The sequence below is a fragment of the Pseudomonas sp. Pseusp9 genome (genome assembly GCF_059491265.1).
The window spans coordinates 3,840,945-3,862,326 of sequence record NZ_CP168500.1 but is presented as its reverse complement, the minus strand read 5'-3'; the positions used below and the strand labels follow the sequence as shown (position 1 = coordinate 3,862,326).

Sequence of the window (21,382 nt, the reverse complement as noted above, 5' to 3'; positions counted from 1 at the left end):
GGAGAATTTCACGAAGAGAGCCCAATTTTGCAGACTTCCACAATTTCCTTGGCCGCAGCTCAGCTCACAGGCCGATGGCATCGCCGAGGCGCTGACTAGCCTGTACGCCATCGCATTCGACCCAATTACGGCCGGTCTAGGGCCGGATTTCATACCCTTCGAAATCAAACGAGCGTCGTAAAGATTCAGAAAGAGAGCGCCATTTGTCCCGGAAGGTTGAGCCCCAACCGGAGATTTTTTTGTCGAATAGAGACGGATACCTATCTGTACCGTATCCAGAACCAGCGGATTGCTTGGCACATGGGTAATCCATGCTTACCGGCGTATGAAAAGCGTGATCAAAATAAGGACGCCGAAGATAACAATTGCCCGCAAAATTGCCCGTAACTGTTGGGCGGATTGCGGATCAGATATCAATACGGGCCGAAGCGGTTCCGGTTCTAGCTTTTCTTTGGATTTGACCGTAGTACTGACTGACTCAATCGGAAGAAGCTTTGACTGTTCTATTTCCCATATCGTCTTTGCAGTACGTGAGGTAAGAGCATTACCACCGATATCAACCCAAAGACTTATTTCGGTGGTGTCCATATTGGCGTTAAGCAATGAATCGAAAACTTCGACCGGCAGCACCGTGCTAATGCAGTAAGTTTCCATGCTATCCAAATAACGAATATTCCCAATTGGCCCGGACGGCTCACCGCATTCGATAGCTACACTGCCTTCCCTCACCATGCCGTGCCCAGGAATTTCAAAAGGGTTGCTCAATTCCAAGGCTGTTTTGAAGGTCAACTGTCTAAAGCTGCCTTCCGCTGACAATTCGTAGTTGGAGCGTCGGTCGCTCAAATCGAAACTCAGTAATGTCATGGTTTGTCATCCGGTTGTAGGGGCGGTCGGCATACCGAAACAAGTATATTCAGGTTGTGTACTTTTGGGCCTACACCACCGCATAGCCGTTCGGAACGGTTCCCTACGCCCGGATTCGGTCATGACGTTCGTCGGATAGGTTGCCGTTTCGACTTTCCCCGCCCTAGGGGAAGCGCTGGGGAAATCTCTTCAAGATTCAATTTAATTCGTTGTATATCAACAGCTTACATTGCCGCATACACGGGTGAAATCATTTCACTACTACACTGAAGCGAACCACTCCCCCGAGTGACACCGATCATGCGCTTCGACTGGATGGCCTCCTGCCTCGCCCTAACGTTGCTTGCCGACCCGGTAGCCGCCGGGGATCAAGCGCAAAAACAGCAAGCGGCGGAGAACAAGGCCGAGGTGCTTGAGCAGAAAGCCGCCGAAAACGACAACTCCGCACCGGTACCCAAGGCGCAAGCCATTACCCCGTCCGAAGTCCAGGCCGTCGACCCGGCGGGGTCCGCGCCCCTGGACGATGCGATCACCTGCCTGGCCCGCTCGATTTACTGGGAAGCCAAGGGCGAGGACCCCGCCGACATGGAGGCGGTGGCCAACGTGGTCATGAATCGCCTGGGCCACGAGGGCTTTCCGGACACGGTATGCAAAGTGGTCAAGCAGGGTTCCGAGACCAGGAGTTGCCAATTCTCCTGGTGGTGTGACGGCAAATCCGACTCGGTGCAGGAAGAGGTGCCTTACGCGATGGCCAAGGAAATCGCGCGCAAGGCCCTGAACAAGGAACTGCCGGATCGCACGCAGGGTGCCCTGTATTTCCATGACCGTACCGTCACCCCGGATTGGGCCAGGGAATACATCCGGACCGTGGATATCGGCTTGTTCCGGTTTTACAAGCCACATGACATATCGGCCAAAAAATAGCAGTCGTTTCGGCCAAATATCGTTTTTTTGCTGATGTCGTGCGCGCAATTATCGAAACTAAAATGTTTCTGTTTTATAAGCTTCATAACGTAACCTTGCGCGAATGACGCCATATGCAGGAACTACACATGAAGCTGTCGAGGGTCTGGAACAGTAATCTCGCGCCAATCGCGGCGCAGTCGCAGGTGTGCGCCCAATGACCGTTCTGGTCACCGGTGCGGCCGGTTTCATCGGTTTTCATACGGTCCAGCGTTTGTGCCGTGAGGGTCAGGACGTTGTCGGTATCGACAACCTCAACGACTACTACGACGTGGAACTCAAGCACGCACGCCTCGAATTGCTCGAGGCTTTGCCGGGCTTTCGCTTCCGGAAAATGGACATCGTCGATAAACCGGCGCTGATGAGCCTGTTCCAGGAACACCGTTTTACCGAGGTGGTGCATCTGGCCGCTCAGGCTGGCGTGCGCTACTCGCTGGACAACCCGGATGTCTATGGGCAATCGAACCTGGTAGGTTTTCTCAATGTGCTGGAAGCCTGCCGGCACCATCGGCCCGAGCATCTGATCTACGCCTCGAGCAGTTCGGTGTACGGCACCAACAGCAAGATGCCGTTCAGTGTCGAGGATCCTGTCGAACATCCCGTTTCGCTGTACGCTGCCAGCAAACGCGCCAATGAACTGCTGGCCGAAAGCTACTGCCATCTGTATGGCCTGAAAGCCAGCGGCCTGCGGTTTTTTACCGTCTACGGTCCATGGGGCCGCCCGGACATGGCGCTGTTCAAGTTTACCGACGCCATCCTCAAAGACCTGCCCATCGATATTTACAACCAGGGGCAGATGTCGCGCGACTTTACCTATGTCGACGACATTGTCGAAGGTATCGCCCGACTTCTCCCGAAGCCGCCGGTGCCGCAAGGCTCCGTCGCCGGGGTAAACCGGCTGTTCAATATCGGGCGTGGCATGCCGGTGGCATTGCTGGATTTCGTCGACTGCCTGGAATCCGCCCTGGGCCTGCAGGCCCGACGCAACTACATGCCAATGCAGGCCGGCGATGTGGTCAAGACCTGGGCCGACGTCTCGGCACTGGCCGAGTGGGTGGGTTTCAGCCCGCAGGTGACGCTCGAGACCGGCGTCGGTGAATTTGTGAAGTGGTATCGACAGTTCTATCAGATTTGAAGCGTTCGCCTCTGATCTCGAAGAAATCAAAAAGGCGAGAGAGACTCCATGAGCCAAGACATTTTTGTATCCGTACTGATTCCCGCCAAGAACGAAGCGAACAACCTCAAGCCTTTGCTTGAGGAAATCCGCGTGGCGCTGGCCGATGAATCCTACGAAATCATCGTCGTCGACGATGGCAGTACCGACTCGACCCTGCAGGAGTTGCGGCAGATGCGCCACGACGGCCTGAACACCCTGCGCATCCTCCATCACGAGCGCTCGTTGGGCCAGAGCACCTCGCTGTACCACGCGGCACGGGAGGCCCGCGGGCAATGGCTGGCGACCCTCGACGGCGACGGCCAGAACGACCCGGCGGACATTCCCGGCATGCTCGCGCTGGTGCGCGGCGAACCGGGCCAGGTCGATGTGCAGCTGGTTGCCGGGCACCGGGTCAATCGCCGCGACACCGCGAGCAAACGCTACGCCTCGCGTTTCGCCAACAACCTGCGCCGGCGCCTGCTCAAGGACTCGACCCCGGACACCGGTTGCGGCCTGAAGCTGATCGAGCGCGCGGCGTTCCTGCGCCTGCCGTACTTCGACCACATGCATCGCTATATTCCGGCGCTGATCCAGCGCCATAACGGGCGCATGATCGTGCACCCGGTCAACCACCGGCCGCGCACGGCCGGGGTGTCGAAATACGGCAACATCGACCGCGCGCTGGTCGGCATTCTCGATCTGTTCGGGGTCTGGTGGCTGATCAAGCGTACGCGGCTGAACACCACTGCCCAGGAGATCGAAGGATGATGTTGTCTCGTGAAACCCTGTGGCTGATCGTCGGCTTTGCGGGGCAGGTGGCCTTTACCGGGCGCTTTGTCCTGCAGTGGTTGTACAGCGAGTACAAGAAACGCAGCGTGATCCCGACCAATTTCTGGTACCTGAGCATCGTCGGCAGCACCTTGCTGCTCGCCTACGCCATCTATCGCGAGGACCCGGTGTTCATTGCCGGGCAGGCGTTTGGCTCCATTGTCTATTTTCGCAATCTGCAATTGATCGCCAAAAGCAGAAGCGTGAAGGAATAAACCATGCGTAGATCGTTGTCGCCCAGGGTCGAATGCCTGGGCCTGATGCTGCTTGCCCTGTTGCTGATCGGCGCGGGAATGGGGCTGCGCCAGGCGCAGAATGTGGATGAGGAACGCTTCCTCGGCGTCGCACTGGAAATGCTGCAAAACGGCTCGTGGCTGATCCCGCACCGGGCCGCCGAGATCTACGGCGACAAGCCGCCGATTTTCATGTGGACGGTGGCGTTCTTCACCTGGCTGACCGGCAAACCGAACATCGCCCTTTACATCCCGGGACTGTTTTCGGCCGTGACGGTCACGGTGATGGTCTATGACCTGGGCCGTCGCCTGTGGACCCAGCGTACCGGGCGTAACGCCGCACTGTTGTACCTGGCGACGTACCAGACCTACAGCATCCTGCGCACCGGTCAGATCGACAGCTTGCTGATTCTGTTCACCTCCCTGGGCCTGTACGGTCTGGCGCGACACCTGCTGCTGGGCCCTGCGTGGCGCTGGTTTTACGTAGGCTGCGCGGCCATGGGCATCGGCGTGATCACCAAGGGCGTGGGTTTTCTGCCGGCGCTGTTGCTGATTCCTTACGCCTATGCGGTGCGCAAAGGCTGGCCCGGTGTGGTGGCCATGCCCGGCGAGGCGCGCAAGTGGTTGCTGGGGTTTGCGCTGATGCTCGCGGCGATTGCGATCTGGCTGTTGCCCCTGGCCTTGTCCATCCTCTTCAATGGCAGCGAAGACGAAATTGCCTATGCGCGGGAAATCCTCCTGCACCAGACCGCGGGCCGCTATGCCGCCGCGTGGCATCACCGCGAACCGTTCTGGTACTTCTTCACCAACGTGATTCCGCAGTACTGGCTACCGCTGGTGCTGGTGCTGCCATGGCTGGTGCCCGCCTGGCGCCGTCAGTTGCAAAAACGTGACGGCCGGGTCCTGGTGTTGCTCGGTTGGGTAGCGCTGGTGGTGCTGTTTTTCTGCATCAGCAGCGGCAAGCGCAAGCTGTACATCTACCCGGCGCTGCCTGGGCTGGTGCTGGTCGCCGCGCCGTTGATTCCGTGGATGCTCAAGCGCTGGTTCAAAAGGCACCCGCGTTTGCGCCGGGTGTTCCCGGCACTGGTGGCGACCTGGTTCGTATTGTGGTTCGTCCGTGGATTCATCGAACCGCTCAAGGAAGGCACCAACATCGATCAGGTGCTCATGACGCAGGCTGCGACCATGACCCAGGGCGCCGATCTGGTGCTGGTCAACTGGGAGGAGGGGCACTGGTTGTTTGCCCGTCAGCCGATCGTGCATTTCGGCATGGATTATTCGTCCATCGAAAAAGCCGCGCTGTACCTGCGCGAACACCCCAAGGCCTACGCCCTGGTACCGGATGACGTGCTGAACCAGTGCTTCAAACCCGAAGCGGCCCGTGAACTGGGTGAAAACTCCCGGGCTAACTGGTCGATCGTGGGCGCGGATGCCGACACCGGCAAATGCGTGCCGCAGGAAGCCAGCAAGGCCTATCGGTTCACCTGGAGTGACCCGCATATGCCAGCGGTGCCGGCGCAAGTGGCCAATCCTTGACAGAAAACGAGCCTGCCAACCGGGCAACGGTTGATCAGGCTCGTCACGGTCGGGTCGCCTGCACCGCAAGGGCAACCCGTCTGTTTCTGCGTTACTTCACCCCGGGAACTGCTCGCCGAACATGGGATGCCCGCCAGCGGAGCTGTCGCGCGTAGCCTCGTCCTGAATGACATCCCAATGTTCGACCATCACGCCATCCTCAAGGCGCAGGATATCGACCACTACCCAGTTCACCGGTAGACCGAGACCGGAGAACCGGCCGTGCAGCATGACAAAATCGCCCTCGGCCACCGCCAGCTGACATTCGTAACGCAGGTCGGGTGGCGCTGTGGCGACCAGATTGAACAGGCCCTCACGCCCTGAGGGCACATGGGCACTGTGCTGGATGTAGGCGGGCGACCAGAAGTGCTCGGCCGCGGCCAGGTCTTTGCGATTGAACAGGGTTTCGAAGCCTTCGAGAACGATTGCCTTGTTCTCGCCGGGGGGGCGTGTGCTCATGGTGTGGGTCCTGCAAGTGGTGAGTGGATCTGGAGCCAATGGTCTCAGCCGAATGCCGGTCCGCTGGCAACCATGTCGTTGAACTGATTGACCCACGCGTGCTCGTTCGGGCCCGGATTGGCTCGCATCGCCTCGGCGGGCGCGACCAGGATTTCGTCCACGCCGCTTTCGAACTGCGCCATGGCGCCGGTAATGAACTGGTCGAGGGGAATGGCGCGCTCTTCCTCGCTGCTGTTGAGCAACTCGGTGCGTACCCAGGGCGGCGCGATCTCGACCACCTGCACGCCGTGTTCGCGCAGCAGGTAACGCTGCGACAGGGTGTAGGAGTGCAGAGCGGCCTTGGTCGCCGAATAGACCGCCGTCACCGCCATCGGCACGAAGCCGAGCACCGAGGAGACGTTGACGATGACCGCATCAGGCTGCGCCTTGAGGTGCTCGACCAGTGCCGAGGTCATGCGGATCGGGCCGAGCAGGTTGGTGGTGACGGTCGACAGTGCCATTTCATCGTCCACCGGACCTTCGGCATGATCGAGCAGCATGATGCCGGCGTTGTTGATCAGCACATTGACTTCGGGGTAATGGGCGATGAGGTGCCGGGCTGCCGCCTGGATACTGGCGGTGTCGTTGATGTCGAGTTCAAGGGCGGCCATGCCGGGGTTGGCGTCGAGCGTCGCTTGCAGCCGCTCCTTGCGCCTGCCGGAGATGATCACTTGATTGCCGAGCTTGTGGAAGGCTTCTGCCAGACCGCGGCCAATGCCGGAGCCGCCGCCAGTGATGAAGATCGTGTTGCCAGTCATACGCATGAGGGATTTCCTTGAACGAAAAAGTCAGGGCGTCCGCCACGCTGCCAGGTCGATCAACTCGACCATTGCGTCGCGGGGTATGGCGATAAATTGGCAGCTTCGGCGGGAACGCAGTAGACGCAGTGGCGGGCTATCTTCTATGCGTCGGATGCATAAGCGCCGCCGGCATCGTCAAGCAGGCTGGCGACAAGGTGTTCGATCAGGGCACGACCGGCACTGCGGGTCCGCGAGCCATGAGGGAAGTAGGCGTGAACGGGGACCGATTCGGTCGTCCAGTCGGTGAGCAGGGCGACCAGTTCGCCGCTTTCCAGCTCACGGCGGCAGGCCCATGCCGTCGTCGAGGTTATTCCCAATCCAGCCGTGGCCGCCGCGACCGCCCCTTCGTTTTCGTCGGTCGAGAAGTGCGCCTCCAGCGCAATGGTTTGGGTCTGTGCGTCGCGCGTGAACATCCAGCCGCTCGGCACAGTCGAGGCTGGACCAGCGATGATTCGGTGGGCTTGCAGGTCTTGCGGTGTCTGCGGTACGCCGGCCCTGCGCAAGTAGGAAGGCGAGGCCAGAATCAATCGGGAAATCGTCATGATCTGCCGGCTCGTTGCCGTGGAGTCCACCAGGCGCCCGAGTCTTATCGCCACATCGATGTTTTCACGCACCAGGTCCTGCCAGTGATCGGCGAGCAGGACCTGAATATGCAGGTTGGGGTGCTTCGCCACGAAAGGCGCCAGGCGCGGAATGATTTCCCGCACACCGATGCTCGTGGGCATGCTGATGCGCACGATGCCACGCAACTCCCCACCTTCGCGTACGCTTTGCTCGGCTTCTTCGACCGCCGCGAGGATGGGGTCCATGCGCGCCAGAAAGTCCGCCCCGGCCTCGGTGGGTACGACGGCGCGTGTGGAGCGCGCCAGCAACAGGGTGCCGAGATCGGCCTCCAGTTCGGCAATGATCCTGGAAACCTGGGGTTGTGAAAGACCGGCTTCCCGGGCGGCGGCCGAGAAACTGCCCAGCCGCGCCACCCGGATGAAAAGCCGGTAGGTAAAAAGGTCCTTCATGGGCAACCGGTCACTGACTGGCGTCCAGCACCACCCGGTAGCGCGCCTTGCCGCTGCGCAGATGATCGATGGCTTCGTTGATCCGGCTCATGGGAAACATCTCGACCTGTGGCAGGATCTGATGGCGCGCGCAGAATTCCAGCATGGTCGCGGTGTTGGCCGGTGAGCCGACCGGTGAGGCGGACAGGACCTTTTGCTGGGGAATCAGGTTGAACACGTGCACCGGAATGGCATCGGGCACGACGCCGACGAAGTGCAGGCGACCCTTGCCGCGCAGGGTGGCAAGCATGGCGGTCCAGTCGAGGTTGGCGTTGGCGGTGACCAGGAGAAAATCCAGGGTGCCGGCAATGGCATTGAGTGCATGGGTGTCGGTCGAGGCGACCACCTTGTGCGCGCCCAGGCGCCTGGCTTCGTCCTGCTTGCTCAGCGATGAGGTGAACGCCGTGACGTCGCAGCCCCAGGCGTTGAGAAAGCGCAGCGCCAGGTGGCCGAGGCCGCCGATACCCACCACGCCGACCCGGTCGGTGGGCTTGATGCCGAATTCCAGCAGCGGGTTGAACACGGTCGAGCCGGCACAGAACAATGGCCCGGCCAGCGCCGGATCGAGCCCGTCGGGAATCGGCAGGGCCCAGGCCCAGTGCGCGCGAATGCGGTCGGCAAAGCCACCGTTGCTGCCAATGATGGTCGGTTGAACCGTGCTGCACAGGTTATGGGAGCCTTCGATGCACGACGTGCAATGCATGCAACTGCCCTTGTACCAACCGATGCCCACCCGCTGGCCCGGTTCCAGACCGCGCACCTGGGCGCCCAGCCGCACGATACGGCCGACGACCTCGTGGCCGGGAATGAACGGGTAGCTGCTGATACCCCAATCGTTGTCGATCAGCGACTGGTCGGAGTGGCAGACGCCGCAATATTCCACGGCGACTTCCACCTCATCGTTTCCCAACGGGCCGGGATCGTAGCTGTAGCGTTGCAGTGGCGCGCCCGCTGCCGTGGCGGCCCAGCCGGTAAAGGTAGTGAGTTCGCTGCTGTCGCTCATGGGACACCTCCAGATCAGAAGTCAGGGGTTTTGGCCGCTGGGGTACAGCGGCGGAGCGAGGAAAGTGTAGCGGGTTGCCGGCGCTGTATCGGGCGCGACCCTGGCTACTTGCAAATACAAAGGCGTCTGATGTGGACACAATGCAGATACATGAGCGCGGTTTCATGGGCCAACTCCGACGTTCACAGAGAGATCAGCCATGTTCCGCAAATTGCAGCAGGTCGTCAGATTGCTCGGCCAAAGCGCCCGCTTGATGGTCGGCGTTCCCGAGTACGACAACTACGTGGCGCAAATGGCCCGCAACCGTCCGGGCGAGCCGGTGATGAGTCATGAGGCGTTTTTCCGCGAACGCCAGGAAGCGCGTTTTGGCCGGGGCAAGTGTAATACGCGGTGCTGCTGAAGGCGTTGGGTGTATGCGCGGGCCTTTAGTGACCGACGCATACGCCCGCCACGGTCACTGTTCGAACATTTGGCGATTGGCCTGTACGAAGTCAGCCACCGTTTGCGGCGCTTGACCGGTGATCTGCCCGATCACGCCATCCACTCCGGCAAAGATCCCGTTCTGGTAATCGACGGCCACTTCCAGGAAGTGCTGGATGACAAATTCTGGCAGATCGTAGGTTTGCAGGTGCTGGCGATACTCTTCCAGTGTCGACGGACTGTAGGTGATGGCACGGCCGACGATGGCGCTGATTTCCTCGGCGATTTGCCCATGGCTCAGTTCCACCGGGCCGCACAGGGGGTAGGTCTTGCCGATATGGCCGGCCGGCTGGGTCAGTAGCCTGGCGATCACACGGGCCTGGTCTTCGGCGGCAATCGGTGCGTGTCGTCCGTTACCGTACGGCAGCGTTATTTTGTTTTCCTTGACGATCTGATCCAGCACCCACGGAAAAATCAGCCATTCGGAAAAGAATGTCGGGCGAATGTGCACCACAGGCACACCCGACCAGTCGAGTACGCGCTCGGCGATCCAGTGGTCGCGGGCGGCATGGCTCAGCGAGTCTTCGCGGGCGGAAATCTGCGACATTTCCACCACCACCTCGACGCCTGCACGCCGTGCGGCATCGGCAAAGTAGGCAGTCGCCTGAATGTAGCCGGGGCGAACCGGGTAGCACAGGTAAGCACCGGTCACGCCCTCCATGGCACGCAAGATGTCGTCATGCTCCAGCAGGTCGCCGACGAAGATTTCGGCGCCCTCGTTCTGCAATGCGGTGCTGCGTTCGTCCAGTTGATGCACGAAGGCGCGCACCGCATGACCTTCATTGAGCAGATGACGGACGGTATGAACCCCGGTTTTACCGGTTGCCCCGGTGATGAGGTAGGTACGTGGCTGCATGGTGGAGTCTCCCAGAGTAATGAACGGATTGGCGTGGGTCAGCTGTCGAAGGGCGCGTTGTCGATCAGGTCGCAGACATTCGGGCAGTCGAAGCCATGGATATGGCGACGCCCGACATCCGCGAGCCCGGTGCCAATGGCCGTATGGGGTTTCTTCCTGGCCACTTCGGCAACGGCCTGGGTAAAGGCCGCTTTCATGCCGATGCGGGGGTAGAGCGCGAGCGTGTCGTCGACCAGCGAGGGGGTGATTTCATCCAGGTGCAGCCCCATGACATCGACATGGGCACCCAGATAGATCAGGGCGATTTCCGGCTGTTTGCGGTCGGCGATGCCGGCACTGGAGTGCAGGGCGATCGCATCCCAGACCTGTTCGGCTTTTGCCTGCGCATAACCGTTGGCCAGGAGAAAACGACGGGCGGCATCGGCGCCATCGACTTCAAAGCGCTGGTCGGCGGCAAACTCGGGCGTCAGCCCCAGATCATGCAGCAGTGCCGCGAGGTAGACCGTTTCCCGGTCGTACTGCAAGCCCCGGCGCTGACCGAGGAATTCGGCAAACCACCATGTCCGGTGCACGTGATGCAAAAGTGCCCTGGAGTGGACGCGTTCCACGAGCGCAGCGGCTCTGCGGGCCAGCTCGGAGTCTGGTGCGCTGAAGCCGCCGATGTTGATGGGTGTATTCATGTTGCCTCCCGGGGATGACGTTGACTTGACGTTCACTCTAGGGATGTGACGAGTGGCACGATTGACTATTTTCGGATGATTTGTGCCAATATTGATGTCCTGAACCTGCAGGAGTCAGCCGTGATCAGCAAGACAAAACCCGGCCAGCCATCGATTGGCCGCACGCCAAAACGCATCGTGATATTGGGCCTTCCACCGGTGGACGGGCTCGATGTGATCGGCCCGGCCGAGGTGTTTTCCCTGGCGAATACCCTGCACGAGGGAGCCTTCGCGCCCTACGTACTTGAGCTGGTTTGCGCGGGTGTCGACCCGCAGATGGCGAGTAGCACCGGCATCGGGCTCATGGCGCACACGACCCTGGAACACGAGCGGCGTGCCGACAAGTCCATCGACACGCTGATCGTGGCGACGGGCTGGCAGGCAATCGATCAACTGGACGGGGCGGCCATCGAATGGATTCGCACGCGTTCACAAAACGTACGCCGGGTGTGCTCGATCTGTGTCGGCGCGTTCGCCCTGGCGGATTCGGGGCTGCTGGATGGGCGCCGTGCGACGACTCACTGGCGCATGGCGCGTGACCTGGCCGAGCGTTTTCCCAAGGTGCGGGTCGATCCGAATCCGATCTGGATCAAGGACGGCAACGTCTACACCTCGGCGGGCATCTCGGCGGGCATCGACCTTGCCTTGGCTCTGGTCAGCGAAGACCTGGGGGATGACGCCGCGCTGGACATCGCGAAAAACCTGGTGCTGTTCCTGCGCCGTCCCGGTGGGCAGGCGCAGTTCAGCGTCGCCCTGCAATCGCAGCAGGTCCCCGGTTCAAATCTGGATGAGCTGCGTCACTGGATCAGCGAACATCTGGGTTCACAACTGACCGTGGAAATCCTCGCGGACCGCTTTGCCACCAGCGTGCGAACCCTGATCCGGATCTTCCAGCGGGAGTTGCAGACCACGCCGGCCAGGTACGTTGAAGACGTTCGGCTGGAAGCGGCCTGCCGGGAGCTCGAACTGGGCGGGCGCTCGATGGAAGAGGTCGCACGCCGATGCGGATATCAAAGCGTCGATGTGCTGAGGAAGGTTTTCGTCCGGCGCCTTGGCGTGAGCCCCAGGGAGTACGCGCAACGTTTCGCGCCAAGCGTGGGGTAAGGTCGCCCGAGGCTTTCGGGCGACCCCTTGACCAGCGGCCTAGTCGAGCGGCTTGCCGGCGGTTTCCTTGACCCGCGCCAGTCCGATCAGGGTCAGGCACAGGCACGCCATGACATACAGCGCCGGGGCGTTGTTGTTGCCGGTCAAGCCGATCAGCCCGGTGGCGAAGAACTGCGCGAAGCCACCGAACACCGAGACGCCCAGGCAATAAATGATCGACAACCCGGTGGCACGAATCGCCCTTGGGAACAGTTCAGTGATCAACACCAGGGTCGGCACCGTGATCAACACCAGCAACAGGGTGGTGAGCAACGAGACGGCCAGCAACATGCCGAGCGTCGGAAACCGGTTCATCAGGATGAACGCCGGGTAAATCAGCAACAGCATGGGGATACTGCCCAGGGCGATGGTGCGGCGCCGGCCGATCCGGTCGCTGAGCCGGCCGGCCCAGATCGACAGGCTGATCTGTACCAGTGCGCCAAGGCACGCGGCGGTGGTGCCCATGGTCATCGGCAGGTGCAGCACCGTGACCGTGTAGTTGGTCATGTAATCGAGCACGATGTAGCTGGACGCGGTGCTGCCGATCACCAACAGCACGCCGGTTACGATCAGGCGACGATAGCCGGTGAAGATCACCCGCACGCTGGATACCGCTTCATGACCTTGTTCGGCGGCGGTTTCCTTGAGGTGGCGACGGATGTAAATGCCGACCGGGATCACCAGGATTCCCAAGGCAAAAGGCACCCGCCAACCCCAGCTCTCCAACGCCTCGGGCGACAAGGATGAACTCAGGGCCAACGCCACCAGCGCCCCCAGCAGAAAACTCAAACCCTGGCTGAACAGCTGCCAACTGCCATAGAAACCGCGGCTTTTGTCGTCGGCGTATTCCATCAGCATCGCCGTCGAGGCTCCGACTTCACCGCCGATGGCGAAGCCCTGAATCAAGCGTGCCAGCACAATGATCAACGGCGCGAAGAGGCCGATCTGCGCATAGGTGGGGGCGATAGTGAACAACAGCGAACCCAGTGCCATCAGCCACAGGGTCAGCATCATCGCCGGTTTGCGTCCGGCCCGGTCGGCATAGGCCCCCAGCACCAGGCCACCGATGGGGCGCATGCCGAAACCGACGCCAAAGGTGGCCAGCGACAGCAGCAATTGCCCGAGCGTGCTCTCCACCGGGAAAAACTGGCGACCGATGAGCGTGGCGAAGAAGCTGTAGACGGAGAAATCGTAGAACTCGAGACCCGAGCCGATGGTGATGGCGGCGATGGCTTTTGCGCCAATCGGCCGCCGGGCTGCGGCGGCATCGGGCAGGGCGGTAGAAAGGGGAGTGGACATGGGGCGAACTCCTGAAGACGAGGGCGATACCAGCAGGTTTTGGAAGGATCAGGCCAGGAAGGCCTCGACCAGTCGCACCCAGTAGCTCGCACCGGTCGCCAGGCAGTCGTCGTTGAAGTCGTAGCCGGGGTTGTGCACCATGCAGCCGCCTTCACCATCACCGTTGCCGATCAGCAGGTAACAGCCGGGGCAGCGCTCGAGCATCACGGCAAAATCCTCGCTGCCGGTCAATGGCTGCATGTTCGCGATCAAGCCTTGTTCGCCCACCCAATCGAGCGCCACCTGCCGAGCGAATTCGGTACTGTCGGGGTGATTGAACAGTGCCGGGAAGCGCTGGGCCTCGTCGACCGTCACCGTGGCGCGTGCGCCAAAACTCGCTGCCTGGGCTTCGGCCACGGCGGTGATCCGTGTTATCAGCTCGTCGCGTACTTGCGCCTTGAGTGCGCGCACGCTCAGTTGCAACTCGGCATGATCGGGAATCACATTGGCCGCGATCCCGGCATGGAACGCGCCGACGGTGATGACAGCGGTGTCGAGCGGCGCGACATTGCGCGAGACGATGCTCTGCAACGCCATGACGATGGCCGAGCCGGCCAGCACCGGGTCAACGGCCTTGTGCGGCATGGCACCGTGGCCGCCAACGCCGTCGACCCGAATGCTCACGGTGTCGGTCGAGGCCATGAACGGACCGGCGAGGAAACCCAGTTTGCCCGTCGGCAGCCCCGGCATGTTGTGCATCGCAAATACCGCATCGCAGGGGAACAGTTCGAACAGACCGTCTTCGAGCATGCGCCGGGCGCCACCGTCGCCTTCCTCGGCGGGCTGGAAAATCACCACCAGCGATCCGTCGAACGCGCAACTCTCGGCCATGTAGCGGGCGGCCGCCAGCAGCATCGCCGTGTGCCCGTCGTGACCGCAGGCGTGCATTACACCCTCGTGGCGGCTGGAGTAGGGCAAACCGGTCTGTTCGATGATCGGTAGCGCATCCATGTCGGCACGCAGGCCGATCGTCTTGCCGCCGGTGCCTCGGCGCAGCAGCCCGACCACGCCGGTGCCACCCAGGCCCCGATGCACTTGATAACCCCAGGCCTGAAGCTTGCCCGCCACCAGGTCGGCGGTGGCGAACTCTTCAAAGCTCAGTTCCGGGTGGGCGTGGATGTGCCGGCGCAGGGCGATCATCTCTTCTTCGAGCGCACGAATGCCGGGCAGGGCGGGCAAATCGATCATCAGATTCTCCTCGTTTTTATTGGTCGTTTTCGGCTGTTGGACTGATACCCTGCGATGCTAATGAGTTGGCGAATGCCGCGGCAGTCGCAAAAAAGCTGGGCTGAAAACCATTGGTTTACACCCGGTGCATCAGGAGGAAGAGATGAAGCTGCATCAATTGCGGGCGCTGGTGATGATTGCCGACTGCGGCAGCATTCGTGCGGCGGCGCGGCAACTGGGCGTGTCGCAGACGGCAGTGGCCAAGGCGTTGCGCGAGCTGGAGGAGCACTTGAACCTGCCGCTGCTGGTGCGCAATGCCAGCGGCGTGGTGCTGACCACCTACGGTCAGTCGCTGTTGCAGCATGCGCGGCAGATGCTCAGCCAACTCGAACGCGCGCAACTGGAACTGGCACACCTGAGCGATCAGGCCGAAGGGCAGTTGCGCCTGGGCATTTCGCCGTGGATGGGCATGACCCTGTTGCCCGAAGTCGTGACGCTGTTCCGCCAGCGCATGCCCCGGGTACGCCTGGAAATTTTCGAAGGCCTGATGGCGGTGACGTTGCCGCGTTTGCGCGACGGCACCATGGAGTTTGCGGTGGGGCTGGTGTCTTCGTTACTGCCGCGCCCGGAGTTTGTCAGCGAGCAGATTTTTTCGTATCGCATGGCCGTCGTCGCCCGCCATGGGCATCCACTGCGTGAAAGCCGCTCCATCCACGAATTGCTCGATCAGGATTGGGTGGTCAATTACCCGGATGCCAACCACGAAGGTTTGATGACCGAGCTGTTCTGGCAGCACGGCGCGCAGATCGACATGCAGCATATCCACCGTGCGCATTCACCGCAGCTGACGCTTTCACTGGTCGAGCAGACCGACATGCTCAGTTATTTTCCGGAACCGATGCTCACCATCCCGGGCTACCGCGAACGGGTGAGGCGCCTGGCTCTGGAGGAGAGCTTTGCCACCGACACCATCGGTATCGTCACCGGGCGCAATGCCCAGATGGGTGTGGCCGCGCAATGCTTCGTCGACTGCCTGTTCCAGATCATCCGGCGCCGCGCCCGGTCGGCTCGGCCGGAGGATGTCGAGCTGTTCGATACACTGGAACTGTTGATCTGAGGGTTGCCTCAGAGCGCAAGGTCGATGACGAAGGCGTCATCGAAATCAGGATTTTCGTTGATGCCATTCCTGGCATAGCCCCGGGGGTTGCAGACCACGCGGGTGTTGCCCACCCGATAATCGAAGCTGCCATGGGTGTGGCCATGCAGCCACAGTGCCGGCTGCCAGTCTTTGATCCGCGCTTCGAGGTCCGAGACAAAACTTGAGTTGATCGGCGAACCGGCAAACGCCGGGCTGATGCTCGACCGTGTCGGGGCGAAATGAGAGACCACCACCGTGGGCATGCTGCGGTCGCGGGTGAAGCAGTCTTCCAGCCAGGCGACCGTCTGCAGGAACACCAGCTGGGAAATGGCGGGCGTGAACAGGTCCGGAAAGTCGGGGGCGATCTTGATGTGGCTGAAGTCACGGATCAGTTGGGTCGCCAGATCGATGCCCTGCGCCCGATCCTCGGGGCTGTCGAGCAGACGATGATCAGACCACAAGGTGCAACCGAGAAAACGCACACCGTCGTGGACATACTCCGAACGCTCCAGAACGTGGATCCGGGTGCCTTGCGCCAGGCTGTTCAACTGTTCGTGGGTGGACACCAGGTCACTGCCGTAAAACTCGTGATTGCCCGCCACGTACACCAGCGGAACCGGGCACGCCCTGGCCCACTCGATGGCCTTGACCGGCCGGGCGATATCCCCGGCGAGCACGACAATATCGGCATCCACGGCGGGAAAGGGGATCGCGTTGACGGACAGGTGCATGTCGGACAGCAAGGCGATGCGCATTGATCAACTCCGGCGGGTTTTGCAGGGCAGGTCATTCAACTTACGCGTTGTCAGCCCGTAGCCACAAGCCCTGTGGGAACGAGCCTGCTCGCGAATAGGCCGGCATATTCAACAGATATTTCGACGGACCCAGCGCTTTCGCGAGCAGGCTCGCTCCCACAGTTTTGATCTGCTGTGAACGCCAATCCTGCGGCGGACCGCAAGCCCTGTGGGAGCGAGCCTGCTCGCGAAGAGGTCGGTACATTCAACAGAGATGTCGACTGACCCAACGCTTTCGCGAGCAGGCTTGCTCCCACAGTTTTGATCTTCAGTGAACGCCAGTCCTGTGGCGGGCCACAATCCCTGTGGGAGCGGGCTTGCCTGCGATGAGGCCAGCACATCCAATAGAGATATTGGCTAACCCACCGCTCCCACAGTTGACCCGCTTACTTCAAATACCACCCCCACGGCTGGTCACTGACGTACTCGGTGACCTGCTTGACCTCCAGGTAATTGTGCAGGCCCCATTGGCCCAGCTCCCGGCCGATGCCGCTGTGTTTCATGCCGCCCCAGGGTGCCTCGACGAAGGTCGGTTGCGAGCAGTTGACCCAGACAATCCCGGCGCGCAGCTGGTTGGCGACCCGGGCGCTGCGTTGCAAGTCGGCGCTCATCACGGCGGCAGCCAGGCCGAAGCGGCTGGCGTTGGCCATTTGCACTGCTTGCTCTTCGGTCTTGAAGCGCTTGATGCACAGCACCGGGCCGAACACTTCCTCGCGCCACAGAATGCTGCTGTGGCCCGGCTCATCGAAAATCGCCGGTTCGATGAAATAGCCTTCGGCCAGGTGCGCCGGTCGCTGTCCACCCGTGAGCAGGCGGGCGCCGCTGGCCAGGCCCTGGTCGATGAAGCCGAGCACCTTGTCGTACTGGCCCTGGCTGACCAGCGGCCCGAGCAAAACGCCGGGCTGCATGCCGGGTCCAATGCTGATCCTGCGGGTCTCCTCCACCAGCCGCTCGATCAGGCGCGGGGCGATGGTTTCCTGCACCAGCAGGCGTGACGTGGCGCTGCACACCTGACCCTGATTCCAGAAAATCCCGAACAGAATCCACTCCACCGCCGCTTCGACATCGGCGTCGTCGAACACGATGAAGGCCGACTTGCCGCCCAGTTCCAGGCTGATGTTCTTGATGTCCCGCGCCGCCGCCGACATGATTTTCGCCCCGGTGGGCACGCTGCCGGTGAACGCCAGTTTGTCCACGCCCGGGTGCTCGGTGAGCGGGCTGCCGGCGTCGGCACCGAGGCCGCTGACCACGTTCAACACCCCGGCGGGCAAGCCAATGCGATCGGCGGCGGCGGCCAGTTCCAGGGCGGTCAGCGGGGTCAGCTCGGACGGTTTCAACACCACCGTGGCCCCGGCGGCCAAGGCGGGCGCCACCTTCCATGCAGCCATCAGCAACGGGTAGTTCCACGGAATGATTTGCCCGGCGACGCCAATCGGCTCGTGGCGGATGCGGCAGCGGAAACGCTCGTCCGGCAAGGCCAGCGGCTGGTCCTGCTGCTGGTCCAGTTCGCGGGCCAGGCCGGCGTAGTAGCGAAAGCAGGCGATGGCGTCGCCGATGTCCCATTGTGCTTCCGGCAAGGGTTTGCCGTTGTCGCGCACTTCCAGTTCCGAGAGTGCCTGTTTGCCGGTTTCCAGTTCATCGGCCAATGCCTCCAGCCACTGCGCGCGTTCGGCGCCGCTGCTTTGGCCCCAGCCATTGTCGAAGGCACGACGGGCTGCGCGCACGGCATGGTCGACGTCTTCTTCGGTACCTGCCGCGACACGGTGGAAGACCTGTTCGGTGGCCGGGTCGATCACGTCCAGATAACCGCCCAGATCCGGGCTGACCCACTCGCCATTGATGTAAAGCTGATCACGCATGGTGCGACTCCTGGATGCCGGTACGGCGGTTTTGCAGATGGCGGGAAGTGAACAGCAGGGCCAGCGACACGCAGATGATCACCGTCGAGATCGCGTTGATCTCTGGCGTGACGCCCCGGCGGATGGAGGAAAAGATGTAGATCGGCAGCGTCGTTTCGGAGCCGGCGACGAAGAACGCGATGATGAAATCGTCGAAGCTGAAGGTGAAGGCCAGCAGGAACCCGGCCATGATCGCCGGGCTGATCTGCGGCAGGGTCACCCGCCAGAAGGTGTCCATCGGCGGCGCGTAGAGGTCGGCCGAGGCTTCGAGCAAGGCCTTGTCCAGCGAGTCGACGCGGCTGCGCACGATCACCATGACCAGGGCCATGGTGAACAGCGAGTGTGCGGCGATCACGGTGAAAAAACCCATGTTCAACTTCGGCAGCGTCGGCAACCAGCTCGCCAGCAGCGGGTTGATCAGGTCGAACAGGCTGATGAAGGCGATCAGCGTCGAGATGCCGATGACGATGCCCGGCACGATGATCGCGCAATAGGTCAGCGCATCGAACAGCATCCGCACTTTGCTACCGCAGCGCTGCAAGCCGAACACCGCCAGGGTGCCGAACAGCGTGGCGATCACCGCCGAGCTGAAGGCGATCAGCGCGCTGTTGCCCAGTGCCTCCATGATGAACGGGTTGCCGAAGGCAGTGCCGAACCATTGCACCGAGCAGCACTGAAAGGCCAGGCCACTGCGCCCGGCGTTGAAGCTGAACAGCACGATCAAGGCAATCGGTGCGTAGAGGAACAGGTACAGCGATGTCGAATAGCTGCGCAGCCACATGTCACAGGCCTCCGTCGGCAGGGCGGCCGCCGTAGCGCGCCACCAGTTTCAAATACACGCCGATGATCAGCAGCATCATCGCCACCAGCGTCATGGCCAGGGCACTGCCGAACGGCCAGTTGCGCGATTGCAGGAACAGGTCGACCAGCGCGTTGCCGACAAAGAACACCTTGCCGCCACCGAGAATCGCCGGGATCAGGAACTCGCCCATCAGCAGGATGAACACCAGCATCACCCCGGTGATGATCCCCGGCGCGGACAAGGGCAGGGTGATGCGCCGGAAACTTTCGAAGGCGCTGGCACCGAGGTCCGCCGAGGCTTCGAGCAGGCGCTTGTCGAGTTTTTCCAGGCTGACGTAGATGGGGAATACCATCAGCGGCAGGTAGCCGTAGACGATGCCGATCAGCACCGCCCACGGCGTGTTGATCAATCGCACATCCTCAAGGCCCAGGCTGGCCAGCAGCGCCGGAATGCCTTTGCCGCTGAGGATGAAAATCCACGCATAGGTGCGGATCAGGAAACTGGTCCAGAACGGTACGATCACCAGGGTCAGCAACAGCGAACGGTTCTTCGTGACCTTGACCGCCAGGAAATACGCCAGTGGATAAGCCGCCACCAGGCACACCAGGGTGCCCAGCGGCGCGAGCATCAGCGTGTTGCTGAACGCCGCACCGCGCGAGCCGAGGTTCAGGTAGTTGGCCAGGGTGAAGCCACCGGCGTAACCGCCCACGGCACTGCGCTCGCCGAAACTGAAGACCAGGATGATCACCAGCGGCATCAACAACAGCAGCAGGAACCACAGGGTCGACGGCAAGAGCATCAACAGGGTGATGCGCCCGCCGAGGCTGCGCCGTTGGCGAACCTCGGCCGACAGGGCACGGCCCGGCTGCACCGTTTGCGGGTGGGCGGCGGCATTCATGGGTGACTCCTCATTGGCCATGGTCAAGCGATCAGGCGGACTTGAAACGTGCCATCAGTTCGGCGCGTGCCGGGCTGGTGAGCGTGGCGGCCGCCCCGAACTCCAGCGGGCTCAAGGCCTCGGCGGCCGGGTACATGATCGGGTCGTCGAGCATCGCCGTGGGCAGCAAGGCATCGACACGCTTGTCGCCGCTCGGGTAGCCGTGGCTCAGCACTTCGAGTTTGTTGTGCTGCGGATCGAGCAGGTAGTTGATGAAGGCATAGGCGGCGTCCTTGTGCTCCGAGCTTTTCGGAATCGCGAAGAAGTCGCTCCACAGCTCGCCACCTTCCTTGCCCAGCTCGAACTGCATTTGCGCGTTGTCGCGGTGCAGTTGCGAGGCGTCGCCGGTCCACGACATCGCCAGCCAGGCGTCGCCGCTGCGCATCGATGGCTGGATGTCGGAGTTGATCGCGAACAGGTGCGGCTTGACCTCGATCAGCAGTTTTTCCGCGTCGGCCAGTTCTTTCGGGTCCAGGGAGTTGAAGCTGTAGCCGAAGCTTTTGAGGGCGTTGCCGATGGCGGTCAACTGGTAGTCGTGGACCATCGTCCGGCCACTGGCCGGGCCTTGGGCGGCGGCCCAGAATTCCTTCCAGCTGCTCGGGCCGTTTTTCAGTTTGCCGGTGTCGTAGAGCATGCCGGTGGTGCCCCAGTTTTTCGGCACCGCGTAGACCTTGCCATCCACCGTGCCCTGGGCCATGAACTTCTGCTGGAACGCCGAGGCGTCGAAGTTGGGAATGCGCGACAGGTCCAGCGGCTCGATCAGGCCCAGCCCGACGTACGTGCTGATGGTGTAGTTGGTCGGTACCAGCACGTCCCAGCCACTGCCGCCGGCCTGCAATTTGGCGAGCATTTCTTCGTTGGAACCGAACACACTCATCGACACCCGGGCGCCTGTGGTCTTGCCGAAGGCGTCGAGGTTTTCCTGGCTGTGGTAGTTCGGCCAGGTCGCCAGCGACAGGCGATCACCGAGTTTGCTCTGCTCGGCCGCCTCGGCGGTGGAGGTCAGCAGGCCGGGCATATTGGTCGCGACCACGGCGGCGGCAATCCCGAGGCCCGTGCGGCCAAGGAAGTCGCGGCGACTGATCGAGCCGTTCTGCCAGCTGCGCAGGGTTTTTATAAAAGTCTTCTGGTCCATAGC

22 protein-coding genes are annotated in these 21,382 nt (G+C 61.7%); 8 read left to right on the top strand and 14 right to left on the bottom strand.

Going from position 1 to position 21,382, the window contains the following annotated elements; translation table 11 throughout:
• Positions 1 to 315 precede the first annotated feature (315 nt).
• Positions 316 to 864: a hypothetical protein gene (locus tag ACEN8E_RS17260; RefSeq protein WP_495589142.1), complete on the bottom strand. Its 549-nt coding sequence runs from the start codon at positions 862 to 864 to the stop codon at positions 316 to 318.
• A gap of 300 nt (positions 865 to 1,164) precedes the next feature.
• Between ACEN8E_RS17260 and ACEN8E_RS17255 the strand changes: the two genes are divergently transcribed.
• From ACEN8E_RS17255 to ACEN8E_RS17235, 5 genes are all read left to right on the top strand, one after another.
• Positions 1,165 to 1,788, top strand: coding sequence for a cell wall hydrolase (locus ACEN8E_RS17255; RefSeq protein ID WP_495589141.1), 624 nt, complete (start codon positions 1,165 to 1,167; stop codon positions 1,786 to 1,788).
• 196 nt (positions 1,789 to 1,984) lie between these two features.
• A complete protein-coding gene (locus tag ACEN8E_RS17250) occupies positions 1,985 to 2,962 on the top strand; it encodes an NAD-dependent epimerase (RefSeq protein ID WP_495589140.1) in 978 nt (325 codons plus the stop codon).
• A 48-nt stretch (positions 2,963 to 3,010) separates the two neighbouring features.
• Complete coding sequence (locus tag ACEN8E_RS17245) at positions 3,011 to 3,751, top strand: glycosyltransferase family 2 protein (RefSeq protein ID WP_495589139.1); 741 nt, start codon at positions 3,011 to 3,013, stop codon at positions 3,749 to 3,751.
• Positions 3,748 to 4,026: a lipid-A-disaccharide synthase N-terminal domain-containing protein gene (locus tag ACEN8E_RS17240; RefSeq protein ID WP_413426816.1), complete on the top strand. Its 279-nt coding sequence runs from the start codon at positions 3,748 to 3,750 to the stop codon at positions 4,024 to 4,026. Before ACEN8E_RS17245 ends, ACEN8E_RS17240 begins: the two co-directional genes overlap by 4 nt.
• Positions 4,027 to 4,029: 3 nt before the next feature.
• Positions 4,030 to 5,580 carry an ArnT family glycosyltransferase gene (locus tag ACEN8E_RS17235; RefSeq protein ID WP_495589138.1) on the top strand — a complete coding sequence of 517 codons (1,551 nt, stop codon included), beginning with the start codon at positions 4,030 to 4,032 and terminating at the stop codon, positions 5,578 to 5,580.
• Positions 5,581 to 5,676: 96 nt separating this feature from the next.
• Here the strand turns inward: ACEN8E_RS17235 and ACEN8E_RS17230 are convergent, their stop codons facing one another.
• The 4 genes from ACEN8E_RS17230 to ahr all read right to left on the bottom strand — a co-directional run bounded on the left by ACEN8E_RS17230 (position 5,677) and on the right by ahr (position 8,972).
• Complete coding sequence (locus tag ACEN8E_RS17230; protein WP_495589137.1) at positions 5,677 to 6,078, bottom strand: nuclear transport factor 2 family protein; 402 nt, start codon at positions 6,076 to 6,078, stop codon at positions 5,677 to 5,679.
• Between the two features lie 44 nt (positions 6,079 to 6,122).
• Complete coding sequence (locus tag ACEN8E_RS17225) at positions 6,123 to 6,881, bottom strand: SDR family oxidoreductase (protein ID WP_495589136.1); 759 nt, start codon at positions 6,879 to 6,881, stop codon at positions 6,123 to 6,125.
• 137 nt (positions 6,882 to 7,018) lie between these two features.
• Positions 7,019 to 7,930 (bottom strand): LysR family transcriptional regulator, encoded by a 912-nt coding sequence (locus tag ACEN8E_RS17220; protein WP_495589135.1) that lies wholly within the window; start codon positions 7,928 to 7,930, stop codon positions 7,019 to 7,021.
• Positions 7,931 to 7,940: 10 nt separating this feature from the next.
• Entirely contained in the window at positions 7,941 to 8,972 is a 1,032-nt protein-coding gene (ahr, locus tag ACEN8E_RS17215) for an NADPH-dependent aldehyde reductase Ahr (RefSeq protein ID WP_495589134.1), read from the bottom strand.
• A 199-nt stretch (positions 8,973 to 9,171) separates the two neighbouring features.
• Between ahr and ACEN8E_RS17210 the strand changes: the two genes are divergently transcribed.
• Positions 9,172 to 9,372, top strand: coding sequence for a YbdD/YjiX family protein (locus tag ACEN8E_RS17210; protein ID WP_495589133.1), 201 nt, complete (start codon positions 9,172 to 9,174; stop codon positions 9,370 to 9,372).
• A gap of 54 nt (positions 9,373 to 9,426) precedes the next feature.
• Here ACEN8E_RS17210 and ACEN8E_RS17205 read toward each other — a convergent pair whose 3' ends face one another.
• Both ACEN8E_RS17205 and ACEN8E_RS17200 read right to left on the bottom strand, forming a co-directional pair.
• Positions 9,427 to 10,308: an NAD(P)H-binding protein gene (locus ACEN8E_RS17205; protein WP_495589132.1), complete on the bottom strand. Its 882-nt coding sequence runs from the start codon at positions 10,306 to 10,308 to the stop codon at positions 9,427 to 9,429.
• Between the two features lie 38 nt (positions 10,309 to 10,346).
• On the bottom strand, positions 10,347 to 10,988 hold the full coding sequence (locus ACEN8E_RS17200) for an HD domain-containing protein (RefSeq protein WP_495589131.1): 642 nt from the start codon (positions 10,986 to 10,988) through the stop codon (positions 10,347 to 10,349).
• A 120-nt stretch (positions 10,989 to 11,108) separates the two neighbouring features.
• Here ACEN8E_RS17200 and ACEN8E_RS17195 point away from each other — a divergent pair, with 120 nt between their 5' ends.
• Positions 11,109 to 12,131, top strand: a complete 1,023-nt coding sequence (locus ACEN8E_RS17195) for a GlxA family transcriptional regulator (protein WP_495589130.1) — start codon at positions 11,109 to 11,111, stop codon at positions 12,129 to 12,131.
• A gap of 39 nt (positions 12,132 to 12,170) precedes the next feature.
• Here ACEN8E_RS17195 and ACEN8E_RS17190 read toward each other — a convergent pair whose 3' ends face one another.
• Entirely contained in the window at positions 12,171 to 13,469 is a 1,299-nt protein-coding gene (locus tag ACEN8E_RS17190; protein WP_495589129.1) for an MFS transporter, read from the bottom strand.
• A 48-nt stretch (positions 13,470 to 13,517) separates the two neighbouring features.
• A complete protein-coding gene (locus ACEN8E_RS17185) occupies positions 13,518 to 14,696 on the bottom strand; it encodes a M20 aminoacylase family protein (RefSeq protein ID WP_495589128.1) in 1,179 nt (392 codons plus the stop codon).
• 142 nt (positions 14,697 to 14,838) lie between these two features.
• Here ACEN8E_RS17185 and ACEN8E_RS17180 point away from each other — a divergent pair, with 142 nt between their 5' ends.
• Positions 14,839 to 15,792, top strand: coding sequence for a LysR family transcriptional regulator (locus tag ACEN8E_RS17180; RefSeq protein WP_495589127.1), 954 nt, complete (start codon positions 14,839 to 14,841; stop codon positions 15,790 to 15,792).
• Between the two features lie 8 nt (positions 15,793 to 15,800).
• On the opposite strand, the gene ACEN8E_RS17175 is transcribed toward ACEN8E_RS17180, so the two are convergent.
• From ACEN8E_RS17175 to ACEN8E_RS17155, 5 genes are all read right to left on the bottom strand, one after another.
• On the bottom strand, positions 15,801 to 16,568 hold the full coding sequence (locus tag ACEN8E_RS17175; protein WP_495589126.1) for a metallophosphoesterase: 768 nt from the start codon (positions 16,566 to 16,568) through the stop codon (positions 15,801 to 15,803).
• A gap of 425 nt (positions 16,569 to 16,993) precedes the next feature.
• A complete protein-coding gene (locus tag ACEN8E_RS17170) occupies positions 16,994 to 18,466 on the bottom strand; it encodes an aldehyde dehydrogenase family protein (RefSeq protein WP_495589125.1) in 1,473 nt (490 codons plus the stop codon).
• A complete protein-coding gene (locus ACEN8E_RS17165) occupies positions 18,459 to 19,286 on the bottom strand; it encodes an ABC transporter permease (protein WP_495589124.1) in 828 nt (275 codons plus the stop codon). Before ACEN8E_RS17165 ends, ACEN8E_RS17170 begins: the two co-directional genes overlap by 8 nt.
• A 1-nt stretch (position 19,287) precedes the next feature.
• The gene (locus tag ACEN8E_RS17160) at positions 19,288 to 20,205 is read right to left on the bottom strand and encodes an ABC transporter permease (RefSeq protein ID WP_495589123.1); all 918 of its coding nucleotides are present in this window, start codon (positions 20,203 to 20,205) and stop codon (positions 19,288 to 19,290) included.
• A 31-nt stretch (positions 20,206 to 20,236) separates the two neighbouring features.
• Complete coding sequence (locus tag ACEN8E_RS17155; protein ID WP_495589122.1) at positions 20,237 to 21,379, bottom strand: ABC transporter substrate-binding protein; 1,143 nt, start codon at positions 21,377 to 21,379, stop codon at positions 20,237 to 20,239.
• Positions 21,380 to 21,382: the final 3 nt, after the last annotated feature.